This window comes from Plantimonas leprariae (genome assembly GCF_008802405.1).
Lineage (GTDB): Bacteria > Pseudomonadota > Alphaproteobacteria > Rhizobiales > Rhizobiaceae > Plantimonas > Plantimonas leprariae.
This window is the reverse complement of record NZ_VZDO01000013.1, coordinates 145,714-163,004: the sequence shown is the minus strand read 5'-3', so window position 1 is coordinate 163,004 and position 17,291 is coordinate 145,714. Positions and strand designations below refer to the sequence as shown.

Genomic DNA, 17,291 nt, shown 5'->3' with positions numbered 1-17,291 from the left:
GGCCGCCGCCGACAGCTGGGAAGAGTTCTGACACGGGCAGCGACAGCACCAAGCCGCGGCCACCCGCCGTCGACACATCACCGCACCCAACCCGCGAAGGCCGGCCCCCAACGCCGGCCTTCGGCGTTTCGGACAGACCCCCCCGCACAGCGGCCTTCCGGCCGTCTTGCGACCGCGCTCGCCTGGCATCCTCGACGGCCGCCCTCCTCGCCTGATACGGGAGAGCCAAGGGGGAGGCACATGCTGATCGGCATCGACTGGGGCGGCACCAAGATCGAGGGCGTCGCGATGGAGCCGGACGGGCGCGAGCTCCTGCGCCGGCGGCGCGACACGCCCCGGCACGACTATCCCGGCTGCATCGCCACGATCGGCGACATGGTGGCGGAGCTCGAAGCCGAGACCGGCCGGACGGGCACGCTCGGGATCGGCATTCCCGGCTCGCTGGAGCCGCGCAGCCGCCTCGCCAAGGGCGCGAGTTCGACCTGGTTGCTCGGACGGCCGGTCGAGACCGACCTTCGCGAAGCGCTCGGCCGCGAGATCCGCGTCGAGAACGACGCCGACTGCTTCGCCGCCTCCGAAGCGCTGGACGGGGCCGGACGCGGCGCGAACGTCGTCTTCGCCGTGATCCTCGGCTCCGGCATCGGCGCAGGGATCGCGGTCGGCGGACGGGCGCATCACGGGCCGAACAACAGCGGCGGCGAATGGGGGCATAACCCCCTGCCCTTTCCAGACATCACCGAGCTTCCCGGCCGCCCCTGCTATTGCGGCCGGCACGGCTGCCTCGAAACCTGGGCGTCTGGCCGCGCCTTCGAGGCGGAATACGAGCGGCACACGGGGAAGATGGCGAAGGCCGCGGAGATCATGGCGCTGAAGCGCGGCGGCGACCGCCTTTGCGGCCTCATCTGGGACCGCTACGTCGATCGCGTCGCGCGGGGCCTCGCAACCGTCGTCAACACGCTCGACCCGGACGTCCTCGTGATGGGCGGCGGCATGTCGAACGTCGACGAGCTCTACGACGATCTGCCGCCGGCGCTGGCGAAGCGGACCTTCTCGCCGGTCTTCCACACGCCGATCCGCCGCGCGGCGCATGGCGATTCCAGCGGCGTTCGCGGCGCGGCCTGGCTTTGGAGGGATGCCTGATGGCGGAAAACGCTTCGACTGACAGAGCCGGGATCGCGCGGCGCTACGAGTTCGGCCTCGCCCTCGTGCGCGAGGCGGGCGAGCTGGCGCTCGGCTATTTCCGCCGGCGAGAGATGCTGACGATCCAGTCCAAGGGACTGCAGGACATGGCGAGCGAGGCCGATCTCGAGACCGAGCGGCTGATCCGCCGCCGGCTGGCGGAGGCCTTCCCCGACGACGCGTTCCTCGGCGAGGAGACCGGCGTCTCCGACCACCGGCCGGGCCAGGGCATCTGGGTCGTCGACCCGATCGACGGGACACAACCCTTCATCTCGGGCCTCTCCAGCTGGTGCGTCTCGATCGCCTTCGTCGCCGACGACGAGGTGCAGTTCGGCACGGTATTCGCGCCGGCGCGCGGCGAGCTCTTCGCCGGCGGCATCGACGTGCCGGCGACGCTGAACGGCCGGCCGATGGAGCGCCATCCCGGCCGCTCGGTGCGCGACGGCATCACGGCGACCGGCCACGCCCCGCGCGTGCCGCCGGAGCGGTTCCTGCCCGCCTTCGAGCGGCTGCTGAAGGCGGGCGGCATGTTCTACCGCGACGGATCGGGGGCGCTGATGCTCTGCGACGTCGCCTGCGGCCGGCTCCTCGGCTACATGGAACAGCACATCCATGCCTGGGACTGCCTCGGCGCTGTCGCCGTGGTCCGCGCCGCCGGCCTCAGGACCAACGACTTCCTCGCCGGCGACGGGCTCCGCAAGGGCAATCCGATCGTCGCCGGCAACGAAAGCGTCTTTCGTGAACTCGAAGCCATCATGCGGGGCTGACCGGCGCCGGCTCACCCCGATCGCCCGTCCGGGAGGGACCGGTTGATGCTCGATCCGACCGCAGAACAGGTTCTGGCGCTCGGCCGCTCGGCCGGCGGGCGGCCCTTCGAGGACGGCACGGCGGAAGAGGCGCGCGCCGCCTACGACGCCGCCTTTCCCGCCCTGCAAGGCCCGCTGGAAGCGGTGTCGGAGACGCGGGAGCTCCGGATCGAGGGACCGGGCGGGCCGATCCCGCTCCGGCTGCACCGTGGTCACGGCGCGCCGGCGGAAGCGGCGCCAGCGATCCTCTACTGTCATGGCGGCGGCTGGGTCATCGGCGGCCTCGATTCCCACGACGACATCTGCCGCTGGTTCGCCAACCTGGCGAAGGCCGTGGTGGTCTGCCCGGACTACCGCCTCGCGCCGGAGCATCCCTTTCCGGCCGGGCTGGAGGACTGCCTCGCGACCTTGCGGGCGCTGGCGGAGCGGCCGGCGGCGTTCGGCATCGACGCCGCGCGCATCGCGGTCGCCGGCGACAGCGCCGGCGGCAACCTCGCCGCCGTCCTCGCCCTCCATGGGCGCGACGGCCGCGCGCCGCACGTCGCGGTGCAGCTGCTGATCTATCCGAACACCGATGCGGGCCAGACCGCCGACAGCTACCGGCGCTTCGCGGACGGCTTCGGGCTGACCGCACGGACCATGCGCTGGTTCCGCGACCAGTACGTGCGAAGCGCCGCCGACATCGAGGACTGGCGCGTATCGCCGCTGCGCGCGGCCAGCCTCGCCGGTTCGCCGCCGGCTTATCTGGCGCTCGCCGGCTGCGACATCCTGCACGACGAGGGCGAAGCCTATGCCGAACGGCTCCACGCCGAGGGCGTGTCGACGCAGATCGGCCGCCGGGCCGGGCAGATTCACGGCTATGTCTCGGCCGGGCGCTTCGTTCCGGCGGCACGCGAGACCGTCGCCGAGGCGGTCGAGGCCTGGCGGCGCTTCGACGGCCGCTAGCCGCCGGGGCTCGCCGGAAGACGCCTCAGCCGCGCCGGCGGCGGAGCTGGTCGAAGTAGACGATCACGATGATCAGCACGCCGGTGATGATGCGCTGCCAGAACGAGTTGACGTTCATGAGGTTCGCGCCGTTGTTGATCGTCGCCAGGATGAAGGCGCCGATCAGCGGCCCCTGGACGGAACCGATCGCGCCGAACAGCGAGGTGCCGCCGATGACGGTCGAGGCGATCGCCTGCAGTTCCCAGCCTTCCGCCTGCGTCGCGTTGCCGACGCCGATGCGGGCGGCGAGAAGCACGCCGACAAAGGCGGCGCAGAGGGCCGACAGCGAATAGGCGAGATAGATCATCCGCGGCACGTTCACGCCGGACAGTCGCGCGGCTTCCGGGTTCGACCCGACCGCGAAGAGGTAGCGGCCGAGGCGGCTCATATGGAGAAAGACGAAGGACGGCACCGCGACGAGGATCACCATCCAGAAGAGGTTCGGGATGCCGAGGAAGCTCTCGCGCGAGAACTGGTTGAAGCCCTGGTTGGTGATCGAGATCGTCGAGCCGTTGGTGATCACGAGCCCGATGCCGCGCAACGCCGTCAGTGTCGCCAGCGTGATGATGAAGGGCGGCAGCCCCATCCGGACGATACCGAAGCCGTGGAAGAGGCCGATCGCGAGCCCCATCACGAGCGTCAGCCCGATCGCGAGCGGCACCGGCACGCCCTGCTGCAGGAGCCAGGCGATCACGGTGGTCGAGAAGCCGACGACCGCGCCGACCGAAAGGTCGATGCCGGCGGTGATGATGACGAAGGTCTGGCCGATCGCGAGGATCGCGATCATCGAGCCCTGCCGGAGGAGGTTCGCGATGTTGTTGCCGGTCGCGAAGGTCGACGTCGCGAAGGCGAGGAACACCCAGAGCGCGACGAGGAGGCCGAGCAGCGTCAGCGCGAACAGGAAGCCAAAGTTGCGCCGGGTGGTCGTGGTCGAAGCGACCGCGTCGGCGTTGGTGCTCCCGATCGTCATGCAGGTTTTCCCTTCACTCCTAGACGCCGATCGCCTGCGCGAGGATGTCCTCGTGCGTCGCCGCGCGGAAGCCCTTCGAATCGACGAGTCGGCCGCCCCGGAACACGTGCAGCGTGTCGGAAAGCTCGTAGACTTCCGGCAGGTAGGACGAGATCAAGAGGATACCGGCGCCGCCCTTCAGGAGCTTGCCGAACAGCCGGTAGATCTCGGCCTTGGTGCCGACGTCGACGCCGACCGTCGGCTCGTCGAAGATGAACAGCTCGGCCCCGTGGTTCAGCCACTTGCCGATCACGATCTTCTGCTGGTTGCCGCCGGACATCGCGGAGGCGAGCGTGCGCCGGCTCGGCGTCTTGATCTGGAGGTCGCGGATCTGCCGGTCGGCGTGCTCGGCCTCGCGGGTGCGCGAGATGGTGAGCCCACGCGTCAGCCGGTCGTAGACGGGCAGGTTGAGGTTCAGCCCGATCGGCAGGTTCAGCGCGAGCCCCTGGTCGCGGCGGCTTTCGGGCGCCAGCGCGATGCCGAGATCGATCGCCCGGCGTTCGCCGTCGATGGAGACCGGCCGGCCCTTCCAGAGGATCTCGCCGGCCGTCTTCGGGTTGCGGCCGAACAGGCTGAGGGCGAACTCGCTGCGGCCGGCGCCGATCAGGCCGTAGAGGCCGACGATCTCGCCGGCCCGGACGCTGAGCGAGACGTCGGCGAAGCCTTCGCCGGAAAGGTTCCGCGCCTCGATCAGCGGCGCGCCGAGCGGGATCGTCTCCTTGTGATAGATCTGCTCCAGCGAGCGGTTGATCATCATCGCGACGAGTTCGGCCTCGTCCGTCTCGCCGATCGGGCGCGTGCCGACGAGAAGGCCGTCGCGCAGCACCGAGACGCGGTCGGCAAGCTCGAACACCTCCTCCATGCGGTGGGAGATGTAGACGACGGTGACGCCTTCCGCCTTCAGCCGCCGGATGAGGGCGAAGAGCTGCGCAGCCTCGGCCCGCGTGAGGTAGGCGGTCGGCTCGTCGAAGATCAGGAAGCGGGTGCCGCGCAGCGAAGCGCGCGCCGTCGCGACGAGCTGCTGCTGCCCGATGGTGAGCGAGCCGAGCATGGCTTCCGCCGGAATCTGGAAGCCGAGGTCGTCCAGGATCGCCTGCGCGGCGCGGTTCATCTCGCGCTTGCGAAGCAGGCCGAACCGCGCGCTCTCGTCGCCGAGGAAGACGTTCGCCGCGACGGACAGGTGGCGGCAGAGCACGACCTCCTGGTGGACGGCGTTGATGCCGTGGTCGATCGCCTCCTGCGGCGTGGCGAGCGCCACCGGCTGCCCGCGCCAGTAGACCTCGCCGCCGGTGCGGCGGACGACCCCGGTGAGGAGCTTGATCAGCGTCGACTTGCCGGCGCCGTTCTCGCCGACGATGGCGTGGATCTCGCCCTCGACGAAGGCGAGGTCCGACGGGCGGAGGGCGAGCACCGGCCCATAGCGCTTCTCGAGATTGCGCAGTTCGAGGATCGGCGCGCCGGTGGCTTCCGGCGGCGGACCGTGCCTGGCGGCAAGCGCGTCGGTGGCGGTTACGGGCATGGTCGAGGGTTCCGAACGGCGGGTCGAACGGCAGCGGCGACAGGCGATGCCCGGCGAAGCGCGTTCGCCGCCGGACCCCGCCGACCTTCGGCTGCGGCCGGTGGCGGGCGCGGTGGTCCGCGCCCGCCGTTTGTCGCCCGAGGCTACTTCACCTTCGGGTTCAGGAGTTCCTGCGAGCGCGGCTCGTTCATGTTGGCGGTGGTGATCAGGTTCGCACCCGTGTCGACGTTTTTCTCGACCGTTTCCTTCTTGGAAGCGGCGAGCGCCGTCTTGATGCCGTCGTAGCCCATCCGGTACGGGTCCTGCACGACCAGCGCCGAGATCACGCCGTCCTTCAGGAAGCCGACGAGGCGGTCGTCGCTGTCGAAGCCGACCAGCGCGACCTTGTCCTTGGCGTTGTTCTCGGCGATCGACTGCCCGGCGCCCTGCGCCATGATCAGGTTCGAGGCGAAGATGCCGACGAGGTTCGGGTTGGCGGTCAGAAGGTCGGTCGTGATGTTGAGGCCGGTCGCGGCCTGGCCGTCGGCGTAGCGGTCGGCGACGAGCTTCAGGTCTGGATACTTGGCGGCGAGCTGCTCGGTGAAGCCCTTCTTGCGCTCCTCCAGCGAGCCGGCGTTCGGCGCGTTGGTGATGAGGGCGACGTCGCCCGCGACCTTGCCGGTCTTCGCCTTGATCGCCTCGGCGAGGCCGTCGGCCGCGATGCGCCCGCCCTGGACGTTGTCGGTGGTCAGGAACGAGGTGAAGGCCGTCGATTCGGCCGAGGAGTCGATGCCGATCACCGGCACCGACTGGGCGGCTTCTGTGATCGGGGCGCCGAGCGCCGTGCGCTCCGTCGGCGCGATGACCACGGCGGCGGGATTGCCGGAGACCGCGTTCTCGAGGATCGAGATCTGGCCGTTGATGTCGGTCTCGGCCTGCGCGCCGAGCTCGGGCACGTTGACGCCGAGGTCCTTGCCGGCCTGCCGCGCGCCGGCGAGCACGATCTGCCAGTAGAAGGACGTCGTGTCCTTGACGATGATCGGGATCGTCGGCTGCTGAGCCGAGGCCGACGCCATTCCGGCTGCCGCCACTCCCATCAGGACGGCCGCGCCGCCCAACATCGCCAGCACGCGACGCCGCGCATGGACCGCATAATTCATGGTCTCTCTCCCAACTCGACACGCACGCCCGGATCGGCGCGAGTCCTCCCGTCGATGGGGTGGAGCTTATGAACACATTCGCGGCTTGGCAAGCCATGCGAGGCCGGCAAAACTCAGCGTTCCTCGACCTCCGGCGCCTGCACGGGCGCGGCGGACGGCAGAGGTCCGGCCGGAGGAAGGCCGGTGGCCCGCCCGGCCGGCCGAACGATGGCACAGCCGAAGCGGCGCGAGCGGAGGGAGGGAGCGGAAAGATGAAGGCGATTCGCCTCGAAGGCTTGGGGAAACTGGCGGTCCGGGATGTGGCGAAGCCGGTGCCGAAGCCGGACGAGATCCTGGTGAAGGTGGCGGCCTGCGGCATCTGCGGGACCGACCGCCATCTCTTTCTCGGCGAGTTCCCGTCGCGGCCGCCGGTGACGCTCGGCCACGAGTTCGCTGGGACGGTCGAGGCCGCGGGCGCCGAGGTGGCCGGCTTCCGGCCGGGCATGAAGGTGACGGGCGATCCGAACATCGCCTGCGGGCGTTGTCCCGAATGCCATCGCGGCCGCGTCAATCTCTGCCGCGACCTCCAGGCGATCGGCATCCACCGCGACGGCGGCTTCGCGGACTACGTCTGCCTGCCCGAAACGCAGGCGCACCGGCTGCCGGACGATCTCGATCTCGTCCACGGCGCGTTCTGCGAACCCCTCGCCTGCTCCATCCACGGCCTGGACATCGCCGGGATCAGGCCGGGCGAGTCCGTCGTCGTGCTCGGCGGCGGCCTGATCGGCCTCCTCGTGGTCCAGCTCGCGCGCCTCGCCGGGGCGTCGCGCGTCGTGCTCGTCACCCGCAGCGCGGGCAAGCGGGCGCTCGGCGAACGGCTCGGAGCCACCGCCACCGTCGATCCCTCCGCCGGCGACGCCCATGCCGCGATCTGCGGCGAGAGCGGCCTCCTGCCCGGCGGCGCGGATAAGGTGATCGAGGCGGCCGGGGTTCGCGAAACCGTCGAACAGGCGCCGAAGCTCGCCTGCCGGGGCGGGACGGTGCTGGTGCTCGGCGTCCTGCCGCAGGGCGCGAGCGTCGCGATCGAGCCCTTCGACCTCCTGTTCCGGGAGGTGCAGCTTCTCAGCTCGTTCATCAATCCGTTCACGCACGCCCGGGCCGCCGACCTGATCGCGAGCGGCACGATCGAGGTCGAGCCGCTGATCACCCGCCGGGTCGACTTCGAGGACGCCGCGGCGGCGATCGCCGCTCCGGCGCCGGCGGGCGAGATCCGGGCGATGCTGGTGCCGCACGGCTGAACGCGGCCGGCGGCACGTGCGGCGTCAGAGCATCGGCATGCCGCCGGTGACGGGGATGAGCGCGCCCGAGATGTAGCTGCCCTCGCCGGACGCGAGCAGCACATAGGCCGGCGCGAGTTCTGCCGGCTGGCCGGCGCGGCCGAGCGGCGTCTTCTCGCCGATGGTCGCGAGTTCCTCCGGCGTCTTCACGATCGGCTGGATCGGCGTCCAGATCGGCCCCGGCGCGACGCAGTTCACCCGGATGCCCTGCGGCGCGAGAAGGTTCGAGAGCGAGATCGTCAGGCTGGCGATCGCGCCCTTCGTGGCGGAATAGATCAGCATCTTCTCGCCGGCGACCTTCGCCTGCACGCTCGTCGTGTTGATGATCGTCGAGCCCGGCTTCATCCGCGCCACCGCGGCCTGCGCGAGGTAGAACATCGCGAAGACGTTCACCCGGAACGAGTTCTCGAGGTCGGCCGCGTTCACGTCGCCCAGTTCGTTGTTGATCACCTGCGCGGCGGCGTTGTTGACGAGGATGTCGATGCCGCCGAGTTCCGCCACCGTCTGCGCGACGAGAGTGCGGCAGTGCCCCTCGTCGGCGAGATCGCCCGGCAGGAGCGCGCAGCGGCGTCCGGCCTGCCGCACCCAGCGCGCCGTTTCCTCGGCATCGGACTGCTCGACGGGCAGGTAGGAGATGGCGACGTCCGCCCCTTCCCGCGCATAGGCGATCGCCACGGCGCGGCCGATGCCGGAATCGCCGCCGGTGATCAGCGCGACGCGGTCGGCGAGGAGGCCCTTGCCGACATAGCTTTCCTCGCCGTGATCGGGCGGCGGCGTCATCTTCGAGGTCAGGCCCGGCTTTTCCTGCTGCTGGTCGCCGGGGAACGGCGGGCGCGGTCCGGCCTCGCGCGGATCGGTCGTCATGGGGCTTCTCCCTGCTGGTCCGGAAGCGAACTAGGCGGCGATCCGCGCCGGCCCAGCGCGGCGAAGCGCGCGGCGCCGGGATATGCCGATGCTGGCTATCCGGGCGAAGCTGCTATGGAGAGCGCTTCCTTGGATCGCATGACCCCGCCGATGACCGCTGCCGCCCTCGAAGTCCTGAAGTCCGTCTACGGCTACGATGCGTTCCGCGGTCCGCAGGCGGGCATCGTCGACCATGTCATCGCCGGCCGCAACGCCTTCGTCTTGATGCCGACGGGCGGCGGCAAGTCGCTCTGCTACCAGATCCCCGCCATCGTCCGGCCCGGCATGGGGCTGGTCGTCTCGCCGCTCCTGGCGCTGATGGCCGATCAGGTCGCGGCCCTCCGGCAGGCGGGCGTCAAGGCGGCGGCGCTGAATTCCGATCTCGACCCCGACGAGCGACGCGCGCTGTGGAGCGCCGTCGAGACCGGAGCGCTCGACCTTCTCTACGTCGCGCCCGAGACGCTGATGCGCCCCGACGTCCTGGAGCGGCTCCGCCGGGCCCGGCTGTCGCTGATCGCCATCGACGAGGCGCACTGCCTGTCGCAGTGGGGACACGACTTCCGCCCCTCCTACCGCCAGCTCGACGGGCTGGTCCGGCAGTTCCCTGCGACGCCGCGGATGGCGCTGACGGCGACGGCGGACGAGCCGACGCGCGCCGAGATCCTCGCCCATCTCGACATCGCGGTGGCCGACAGCTTCGTCGCCGGCTTCGACCGCCCCAACATCCGCTATGCGATCGAGGAAAAAGACAACCCGCGGGCGCAGCTGAAGGAATTCCTCGCCCGCCACGAAGGCGAGAGCGGCATCGTCTACTGCCTGTCGAAGCGCAAGACCGAGGAAACGGCCGCCTGGCTGCGCGGCGAGGGCACCGACGCGCTGAGCTACCACGCCGGCATGGACAAGGCGGCGCGGGAGGCCAGCCAGAGGCGCTTCCAGCGCGGCGAGGCGGTGGTGATGGTCGCGACGATCGCCTTCGGCATGGGCATCGACAAGCCGGACGTCCGCTTCGTCGCCCATGTCGACCTGCCGGGCAGTATCGAGGCCTACTATCAGGAAACCGGCCGCGCCGGACGCGACGGCCTCCCGTCCGACACGCTGATGCTCTACGGCCACGAGGACATCGCGCTGCGCAGCCGCTTCATCGAGGAATCGGACGCGCCGGACGAGCGCAAGCGGATGGAGCGCCAGAAGCTCGACGCGCTGCTGGGGCTGGCCGAGACGGCGAGCTGCCGCCGGCAGGTGCTCCTGTCGTATTTCGGCGACCGGTGCGAGCCGTGCGGCAACTGCGACACCTGCCTCGAACCGCCGAAGCTGTTCGACGGCACCGTCGCGGCGCAGAAGGCGCTGTCCTGCATCTATCGCACCGGCGAGCGCTTCGGGCAGGCCTATGTCGTCGACGTGCTGCTCGGCGCGGAAAACGACCGCATCCGGCAGTTCGGCCACGATCGGGTTTCCACCTTCGGCATCGGCACGGAGCACGACAACCGCGGCTGGCGGGCGATCCTGCGGCAGCTGATCGCGCTGCGCTTCGTCGACGTCGACCTCGCCGGTCACGGCGGCCTCTCGATCGCGCCCGCCGGCCGCGACTTCCTGCGCGACAAGCCGACATTGATGCTGCGCCAGCCGCGGGCCGCCCGCGCGCGGCGGCACAGGCTCGAGCGAGGCACGGCACAGTCGACGGTCCCGGAGGCCGACCGCGACCTGTTCCAGGCCCTGCGGCAGAAGCGGACGGAGATCGCGCGTCTCCAGAACCTGCCGCCCTACGTGATCTTCCACGACAGGACGCTGATCGAGCTCGCGGCGGCGCGCCCCGGGTCGCGGGCCGAGATGGGACGCGTCCCGGGGGTCGGCGAAGCCAAGCTCGACCGCTACGGCCCGGCCTTCCTGGCGGTGATCGCCGAGCACGGATGATGTCGCGGCGGCGGCGGAAAGGCACGTCGAACCACCGAGCATTGCGGACGATGCGGCAGCCGCCTTGCTGCCGTCACGGAACCCCTTCACGAACGAGCGAACGATTCGGGGGAATCCTTGGCATGTTTCACAGCTCGACCGCCCGGCTCGGCTTCATCCTGTCGACGCTTCTCTTCTCGACGCTCGCAGGCCCCGCGCCCGCCGGCATGCCGACGACGCTCGGCTCGATGCGCTTCGAAGCGCCGGACGCGGGCTCGGGCTGGGTCGCCAAGCCGGTGAAGGGCGGCACGCTCTACCAGAAGCAGTTCCCGCCGGACGAGAAGAACCGGCGCAAGGGCGCGGCGATCATCCAGATCCTCGGGCCCTTCGCCGGCACGCCCGCGACCCTCGACAAAGGCTTCGAGACGGTGGCCGCCGGGGTGAAAGGCCTCGAAAAGGAACGGCCCTATCTGAAGTCGGAAGGCGTCACCACCAACGGCCACCGCATCCGCACCGACTACCGCTGCTGCGCCGAGATGCAGGGGCTGTCGGTCGGCCAGCGCACGGTCGGCATCGCGTCGGCCAAGGCGCAGGTCGTCCTGGCGCTGGTCGGTCTCGAACTCCACGACGCGGCGAAGAGGAGCGCCGACGCCGATTTCGAGGCGCTGGTCCGCTCGGTGGCGCTGGAGGCGGGCGACAAGCCGTTCGCGCTGGAGCCGCGCCCGGGCGACGGCGGTCTCGACGGCGTCTACACCCATCTCGACACGGGAGTGCGCCCGAACGCCTTCGGCGGCATGGACTTCTATTCCGACAGCGAGATCACCGTGTTCGGCACGTCGGGCCTCTACGCGACCGAGTTGCCGCAGGACGGCGACCTCGCCGTCCACTGCCGCGCCGAGCCGACCGACTGCGGCCTCTACGCCTTGCAGGGCGGCGGCTTCTTCAGCGGGGCGAGCCGGATCGAGATGCGCGAGGTGTCCGACGCCTTCGGCACCATCGAGACCGAAGCGAAGCCCTTCGCCCGGAAAGGCGACGGTCTGGAGATCGACGGCGGCGCCTACAGCCGCATTCCGCCCTTCGCCGCCGGCACGACGTTCGATGGGACGTGGCGCTACTTCTACGCCGCCGTCGGATCGACCGCCTTCTCGTCGAACAGCGTGTCGTCCGAGCGGCTGCTGACGCTCCGGCGCGACGGGTCGTTCAGGCGGGACGGCTGGTCGGGCGCGAGCGGCACGAACGACACCGGCACCGGGACGGTCGGCTTCACGACGGGCGGCAACCGGCCGGCGGCGAGCGGGCGCTACAAGGTCGAGGGCTACGCGCTGGAACTCGCCGGCGACGACGGCCGGACGGAACGCCTGTCGATCTTCGCTCCCGACAAGGATTCCGACAAGCTTCTCGTCATCGGCGGCTCGAACTACCTCAAACGGGATTGACGGCAGGGTCGCGGAGCGCCGCGGCGACGGAACGGCCCGCGACGGCATCGGTTCGCGTGTCCGGCGCGGATCGACGTGGTTTCCCGGACGGCCGCCCCGTCCCCCGTCACTTGATCCCGGCGGTCGGGCGCATGCCGCCGACGATGTATTTCTGGCCGAGGAGGAAGATCAGGATCATCGGCAACGCCGTCAGGAACGAGGCCGCGAGGATCACGGTGTAGTTCAGGATCGCGCTGGTATCGGCCGACAGGTAGGCGATCGCGACCGGCACCGTCATCGAGGCCGGCGAGTTGGTGATGATCAGCGGCCAGAGGAAGTTGTTCCAGCTGTAGAGCGCGGTCAGCACCGACAGCGTCAGCACCGCCGGACGCGCCAGCGGCACCATCACGTGCCAGAAGATCTGGAAGCTGCCGGCCCCGTCCATGCGCGCGGCGTCCTCCATCTCCTTCGGCAATTCGCGGAAGAACTGCCGAAGGATGAAGATGCCGACGACCCGCGGCAGGCCCGGCAGGACGACGGCGTAGATCGTGTCGACGAGGCCGAAGCCGGACATGATCTCGTAGAGCGACAGGACTTCCAGGATGCCCGGCATCATCATGGTGAGGAGCACGAGCGCGAAGGCGAGATCGCGCCCCGGCCAGCGGAGGCGCCCGAACGCATAGGCGGCGGGGATGTCGAGAAGGAGGATGCCGGCGACCTGCATAGCCATGATGAGCGCGCTGTTCGCCATCGCCTGCGGGATGCTGACGCCGCGCCCGGCATCGGTCAGCGCGGTCACGTAGTTCGACAACGTGTAGCTCGACGGGATCAGCTTGCCGCCGAGGATCTGCGAGGACGGCGCGAAGGAGAACAGCACCAGCGAGACGATCGGCAGGAGCCACAGGCACGCGACCGCGAACAGGACGATCCAGCGCAGCCGGTCCCCACCCTTCATCGCCATAACTCCTATCGCTCGCGGAAGAGGCGGAACTGCACGAGCGAAAGCGCCGCGATCACCATCGTGATGACGACGCCGATCGCCGAGGCCCGGCCCAACGCGAAGTTCCGGAAACCCTCCTCGTAGAGCAGCATCGTCAGGACTTCCGTGCTCTGGAAGGGACCGCCGTCGGTCATGATCAGCACCTCGCCGAAGACCTGGAAAGCCTGGATCAGGCTGAGCACCAGGACGACGAGGAGGACCGGCCGGAGGAGCGGCAGCGTGATGTGGAAGAAGCTCCCGACCGGCGTCGAGCCGTCGAGGGTCGCCGCCTCGTAGAGATCGTCGGGAATGTTCTCGAGCCCGGCGAGGATGATGATCACCATGAAGCCGACATTGATCCACAGCGCGACGAGGCTGACCGCGAACAGCGCCCAGCCGGGCTGCGACAGGAAGGTCTGGTCGGGCAGGTGCAGGAGGCGCAGGAACTGGTTGATCGTCCCGGCCTCCGGCTCGAACAGCCATTTGAACGCGATCGAGGCGACCGCGACGTTCACCACCAGCGGAAAGAAGACGATGGTGCGGAAGGCGGCGATGCCGGGAAGCTTGCGATGCAGAAGCGCCGCCAGCACCGTCGAGATCACCATGATCATCGGCACGTAGATCAGCGCGAAGGCCGCGGTGGTGCGGAACGAGCGCCAGAAACGGCCGTCGCCGAAGAGCGAGAGGTAGTTCTCGGCGCCGACGAAGGCGTTGGGGCCGAAGATGCCCCAGTCGAACAGGCTGATCCAGAAGGCCCGCACGATCGGATAGCCGAGGAACACCGCGAACAGCGCGAGGTAGGGCGCGACGAGGAGATAGGGGAATGCCGAGACGCGGCGGCGCGGGACGGCCGCCTTCCGCCCGGCCGCCGCCGCGCGCCCACGCATGCACGCCTTGCCCGCGATGCTCATGGGTTCAGAGCGCGGAGCCGATGCCGGAGGCGAGCTCTTCGACCGCCTCGTCGACGTCGATGCGTCTGGCGAAGAACTGCTCCAGCACCTGCTGCACGGCCTTATCGACGGCCGGCTGCTTGACGATCGGCGGCGGAAAGCGCGCCGTGTCGATGGCGCCGGTGACGATCTCCTGCTCCGGCAGCGCCTTGTACTCGGCGCTGTCGATCACCGAGCGCTGCGGCGAGACCTTGCCGGTCTTCGCCCAGTCGACGCCGTGGGCGCCGAGCCATTTGATGAAGGTCAGGCCGTCCTTGCGGGCGGCTTCCGACGTGCCGCGCGGGATCAGGAACTCGTGCGCCAGCGCGAAGACGGCCGGCCGCTCCCCGATCTGCGGGAAGCCGGCGATGCCGTACTGCAGGCCCAAATCGCGCGCCGCCGCCTGAAACACCGGCAGGTCGGTGATCTGCATCACCGCCATGCCGATCTTGTTCTGGGCGAAGAGCTTGGTGACGTCCTGACTGACGTCCTTGTCCGGCACGACGCCGGCGTCCATGAACGTCTTGAAGTCGTTGAGGACCTTGGTCGCGGTTTCCTTGAAACCGTCCGACACGTCGCTCATGTCGTCGTTGTAGATGCTGTCGGCGTACTGCCAGTAGACGCTGTAGAAGTTGCGCACCGTGCCGATGCCGGTCGGGCTGAAGAACAGGCCGTAGACGCCGTTCGCCTTGTCGGTGGTCTTCTGCGCGTAGTCGAGCAGTTCCGCCTTCGTCGCCGGCGGCTTCATCGGGTCGAGGCCGGCCTTCTCGAGCAGCGCCTTGTTGAAGTAGAGCGAGCGCGGGAAGATCGAGATCGGGATGCCGTACTGCTTGTCCTTGAAGGTGCCGGCGTTCCAGGCGGCGGGAACGTAGTCGTCCTTGCGGATGCCGGCGGCGGCGAGTTCCTCGTCGGTGAACGGCTCCAAGGTGCCCTGGTTGGCGTAGAGCGCCACCTGATCCGAGTTGACGACGGTCAGCGCCGGCGCCTTGCGCGACGCCATCGCGACGGACAGCTTGGTGTTGAAGTCGTTCCACGGAATGATGAGCAGCTTCACCTGGACGTCGGTTTCCTTGCCGGCGGTCGAGTTGAACTCGTTCACGAGCTTCTCGATCGCCGCCCCGTCCGGACCGCTGAACAGCGTCCAGAAATCCACCGTCCCCGCACGCGCCGGCCCGGAAAGGCCGAGCGCGAGGACGGCGGCCGTCGCCGCGAGGGCGCCGCGGAGCCGTACCGGGAAACTGCGCCGTTGCAAGCCGAAAGCCATCGTTTCCGTCCTCCCATGGCCGCGCTGCGTCCGCGGCTGTCGCGTCACCGCCGTATGGCGTCCGAAGTCAGCGGCAAACCGAAGCCGGGACGCTCGGGCAGCGTGAGGATCCCGTCCTCGAAGCGGTAGGCGCTGGCGTCGATGCCGGTCGTGGTGCCGGGAACGCCCTCGACAATCGAGGCGCTGCCGAGTCCCGCGCCGATCTGCGCGGCGTAAAGCGTCTTCAGCGGCCATCCCCAGGCGTGCGGCGAGATCGCCGCGCCGGCCTCGATCACTGTCGGCATGATCCGCCGCCATGCCGTCAGCCCGTAGTCGAGGACGTCCATCAGGAGGACGTCGATCAGCCCCTGCGCGGCGAACTTCGTCACGACCGGGACGTTGGGTCGATATTCGCCGTCCGCGATCAGCGTCGACGGCGAATGTTCGTCGATCAACCGGCGCAGTTCGAGAAGGTCCTCCAGCCGCTCGGCGAAGGTCTCCTCCATCCAGTAGAGGCCGACGTCGGCGGTGGCCGCGATGTATTCGGCCGCGTCGTGGATCGAATAGCCGTCGTTCGCGTCGACGAGGATGCGGGCGTCGGGATAGCGCTCGCGCGTAAGCCGCGTCACCTCGATGTCGCGGGCGAGCCCTTCCGCGCGCGACATCCAGCGGTAGCCGCGGCCGAGCTTCAGCTTGAAGTCGCGATAGCCGGCGGCCGCATCCAGGGCGAGGTTCCGCTCCACGGCCGAGATCCCGGCCGGGGCCTCGGCGGGGTCGAGGTCGTCGAGATAGATCGCACCCGAATAGACCGGAAGCGCGGTCGAGCCCCTGGCCCCGAGCATCCGATGCACCGGCAGGTCGAGGATCACGCCCGCCAGATCGTGCAGCGCGCAGTCGAGCGGCAGCGCCTCCTCGGCGACGCCGAGGCCCGGATCGATCAGTTCCGCGACCGGGCGCCCGACGAAGCGCCGCGCGTCGCCGACGGGCCCGAGCGGCGGCCCCCAGCCGACATGGCCGCGATCGGTGGTCAGGACGATCACCTCGTGCCGGCCGCCGTTGCCGTGGCTGCCGCGGAACGAGTTGCGGCCGACGGTGCGCGGATAGACGCTCGCGATCGTCGCGGTGCCGACTTCGGCGATACGATGACGCTCTAACGCCGCGGCGTCGATTTTCGGTTCCAAACCCACCCGGCCTCCACCAGACGATGTTGGTATGGTAGATGCGATGCTAGTATGTTAGACCGGTTCGTGCAACAGGTTCGTTGGCGAGCCAAGTGGAAGAAGGCCGGTGAACTCCATCTCCGTCGAGCCGGGCGAGAGCGCCGCGAAGAGGATCGAGCGGGAAATCCGCAAGGCGATCATCACGCTCGAACTGCGCCCCGGCCTGCCGCTCTCGGAAAAGGAGCTGGCGGAACGGTACGGCGTGTCCCGCCAGCCGGTGCGCGAGGCCTTCATCAACCTCGCGCGGGCGGGGCTGGTTGAGATCTTCCCGCGCAGCGGCACGGTGGTCGCCAAGATCTCGATCGAGCGCATGCTGGAAGCGCGCTTCATCCGCGAATCGCTGGAGGTCGCCGTGGTGCGCCGGGCCTGCGAGCGTTTCGATGCGCGCGTGCGCAACCGCATCGACTACCTCCTCGACGTGCAGGAGGTGGCCGCCGAGGGCCGGAGGCACTACGAGTTCCAGCGCGCCGACGAACTGTTCCACTCAGCGCTCGCCGAGGGCGCGGGCTGCCCCTCGGCCTGGACCGTGATCGGCGACATCAAAGCCCATATGGACCGCGTCTGCCACCTGACGCTGCCGGCCGACTCGGCCCTCCCCGGCCTCATCGCGCAGCATCGCGCCATCGTCGCGGCCATCGACCGGCGCGACGCCGAGGCGGCGGAAGCCGAACTGCGCCGGCATCTCGGCGTCATCCTCGCGGCGCTTCCGGCGGTCGAGGCCGCGCACCGCGAGATATTCGCCTGAGCAATCCGAACGGGA

At 69.6% G+C, this 17,291-nt stretch carries 15 protein-coding genes; 7 read left to right on the top strand and 8 right to left on the bottom strand.

Features of this window, described 5'->3' with window-relative positions; translation table 11 throughout:
* Positions 1 to 240: 240 nt before the first annotated feature.
* From F6X38_RS16165 to F6X38_RS16155, 3 genes are read left to right on the top strand one after another with little or no spacing between them, the layout of a single operon-like run.
* Positions 241 to 1,140, top strand: coding sequence for an ROK family protein (locus F6X38_RS16165; RefSeq protein ID WP_150971381.1), 900 nt, complete (start codon positions 241 to 243; stop codon positions 1,138 to 1,140).
* Positions 1,140 to 1,946, top strand: coding sequence for an inositol monophosphatase family protein (locus F6X38_RS16160; RefSeq protein ID WP_150971379.1), 807 nt, complete (start codon positions 1,140 to 1,142; stop codon positions 1,944 to 1,946). Before F6X38_RS16165 ends, F6X38_RS16160 begins: the two co-directional genes overlap by 1 nt.
* Before the next feature lie 45 nt (positions 1,947 to 1,991).
* Entirely contained in the window at positions 1,992 to 2,930 is a 939-nt protein-coding gene (locus F6X38_RS16155; RefSeq protein ID WP_161992783.1) for an alpha/beta hydrolase, read from the top strand.
* 25 nt (positions 2,931 to 2,955) lie between these two features.
* On the opposite strand, the gene F6X38_RS16150 is transcribed toward F6X38_RS16155, so the two are convergent.
* The 3 genes from F6X38_RS16150 to F6X38_RS16140 all read right to left on the bottom strand — a co-directional run bounded on the left by F6X38_RS16150 (position 2,956) and on the right by F6X38_RS16140 (position 6,636).
* Positions 2,956 to 3,939, bottom strand: coding sequence for an ABC transporter permease (locus F6X38_RS16150; protein WP_150971375.1), 984 nt, complete (start codon positions 3,937 to 3,939; stop codon positions 2,956 to 2,958).
* A gap of 19 nt (positions 3,940 to 3,958) precedes the next feature.
* Positions 3,959 to 5,497, bottom strand: a complete 1,539-nt coding sequence (locus F6X38_RS16145) for a sugar ABC transporter ATP-binding protein (protein WP_150971373.1) — start codon at positions 5,495 to 5,497, stop codon at positions 3,959 to 3,961.
* A gap of 143 nt (positions 5,498 to 5,640) precedes the next feature.
* Positions 5,641 to 6,636 (bottom strand): ABC transporter substrate-binding protein, encoded by a 996-nt coding sequence (locus tag F6X38_RS16140; protein ID WP_425482871.1) that lies wholly within the window; start codon positions 6,634 to 6,636, stop codon positions 5,641 to 5,643.
* Between the two features lie 251 nt (positions 6,637 to 6,887).
* Here F6X38_RS16140 and F6X38_RS16135 point away from each other — a divergent pair, with 251 nt between their 5' ends.
* Positions 6,888 to 7,913: a zinc-dependent alcohol dehydrogenase family protein gene (locus F6X38_RS16135; protein ID WP_150971371.1), complete on the top strand. Its 1,026-nt coding sequence runs from the start codon at positions 6,888 to 6,890 to the stop codon at positions 7,911 to 7,913.
* A 24-nt stretch (positions 7,914 to 7,937) separates the two neighbouring features.
* Here the strand turns inward: F6X38_RS16135 and F6X38_RS16130 are convergent, their stop codons facing one another.
* Positions 7,938 to 8,816, bottom strand: coding sequence for an SDR family oxidoreductase (locus F6X38_RS16130; RefSeq protein WP_150971369.1), 879 nt, complete (start codon positions 8,814 to 8,816; stop codon positions 7,938 to 7,940).
* Positions 8,817 to 8,966: 150 nt separating this feature from the next.
* On the opposite strand from F6X38_RS16130, the gene recQ reads away from it, so the two are divergent.
* Both recQ and F6X38_RS16120 read left to right on the top strand, forming a co-directional pair.
* Positions 8,967 to 10,766 (top strand): DNA helicase RecQ, encoded by a 1,800-nt coding sequence (gene recQ, locus F6X38_RS16125; RefSeq protein ID WP_150971402.1) that lies wholly within the window; start codon positions 8,967 to 8,969, stop codon positions 10,764 to 10,766.
* A 122-nt stretch (positions 10,767 to 10,888) separates the two neighbouring features.
* Positions 10,889 to 12,181, top strand: coding sequence for a hypothetical protein (locus tag F6X38_RS16120; protein ID WP_150971367.1), 1,293 nt, complete (start codon positions 10,889 to 10,891; stop codon positions 12,179 to 12,181).
* 106 nt (positions 12,182 to 12,287) lie between these two features.
* On the opposite strand, the gene F6X38_RS16115 is transcribed toward F6X38_RS16120, so the two are convergent.
* The 4 genes from F6X38_RS16115 to F6X38_RS16100 are packed head-to-tail and all read right to left on the bottom strand — an operon-like array spanning position 12,288 to position 16,492.
* Entirely contained in the window at positions 12,288 to 13,115 is an 828-nt protein-coding gene (locus tag F6X38_RS16115; RefSeq protein ID WP_161992782.1) for a carbohydrate ABC transporter permease, read from the bottom strand.
* Between the two features lie 11 nt (positions 13,116 to 13,126).
* Positions 13,127 to 14,050 carry a carbohydrate ABC transporter permease gene (locus tag F6X38_RS16110; protein ID WP_150971363.1) on the bottom strand — a complete coding sequence of 308 codons (924 nt, stop codon included), beginning with the start codon at positions 14,048 to 14,050 and terminating at the stop codon, positions 13,127 to 13,129.
* A 4-nt stretch (positions 14,051 to 14,054) separates the two neighbouring features.
* Positions 14,055 to 15,332 (bottom strand): extracellular solute-binding protein, encoded by a 1,278-nt coding sequence (locus F6X38_RS16105; RefSeq protein WP_150971361.1) that lies wholly within the window; start codon positions 15,330 to 15,332, stop codon positions 14,055 to 14,057.
* A gap of 44 nt (positions 15,333 to 15,376) precedes the next feature.
* The gene (locus tag F6X38_RS16100; protein WP_202617997.1) at positions 15,377 to 16,492 is read right to left on the bottom strand and encodes an enolase C-terminal domain-like protein; all 1,116 of its coding nucleotides are present in this window, start codon (positions 16,490 to 16,492) and stop codon (positions 15,377 to 15,379) included.
* Positions 16,493 to 16,598: 106 nt separating this feature from the next.
* Between F6X38_RS16100 and F6X38_RS16095 the strand changes: the two genes are divergently transcribed.
* Entirely contained in the window at positions 16,599 to 17,276 is a 678-nt protein-coding gene (locus F6X38_RS16095; protein WP_425482870.1) for a GntR family transcriptional regulator, read from the top strand.
* Positions 17,277 to 17,291 lie beyond the last annotated feature (15 nt).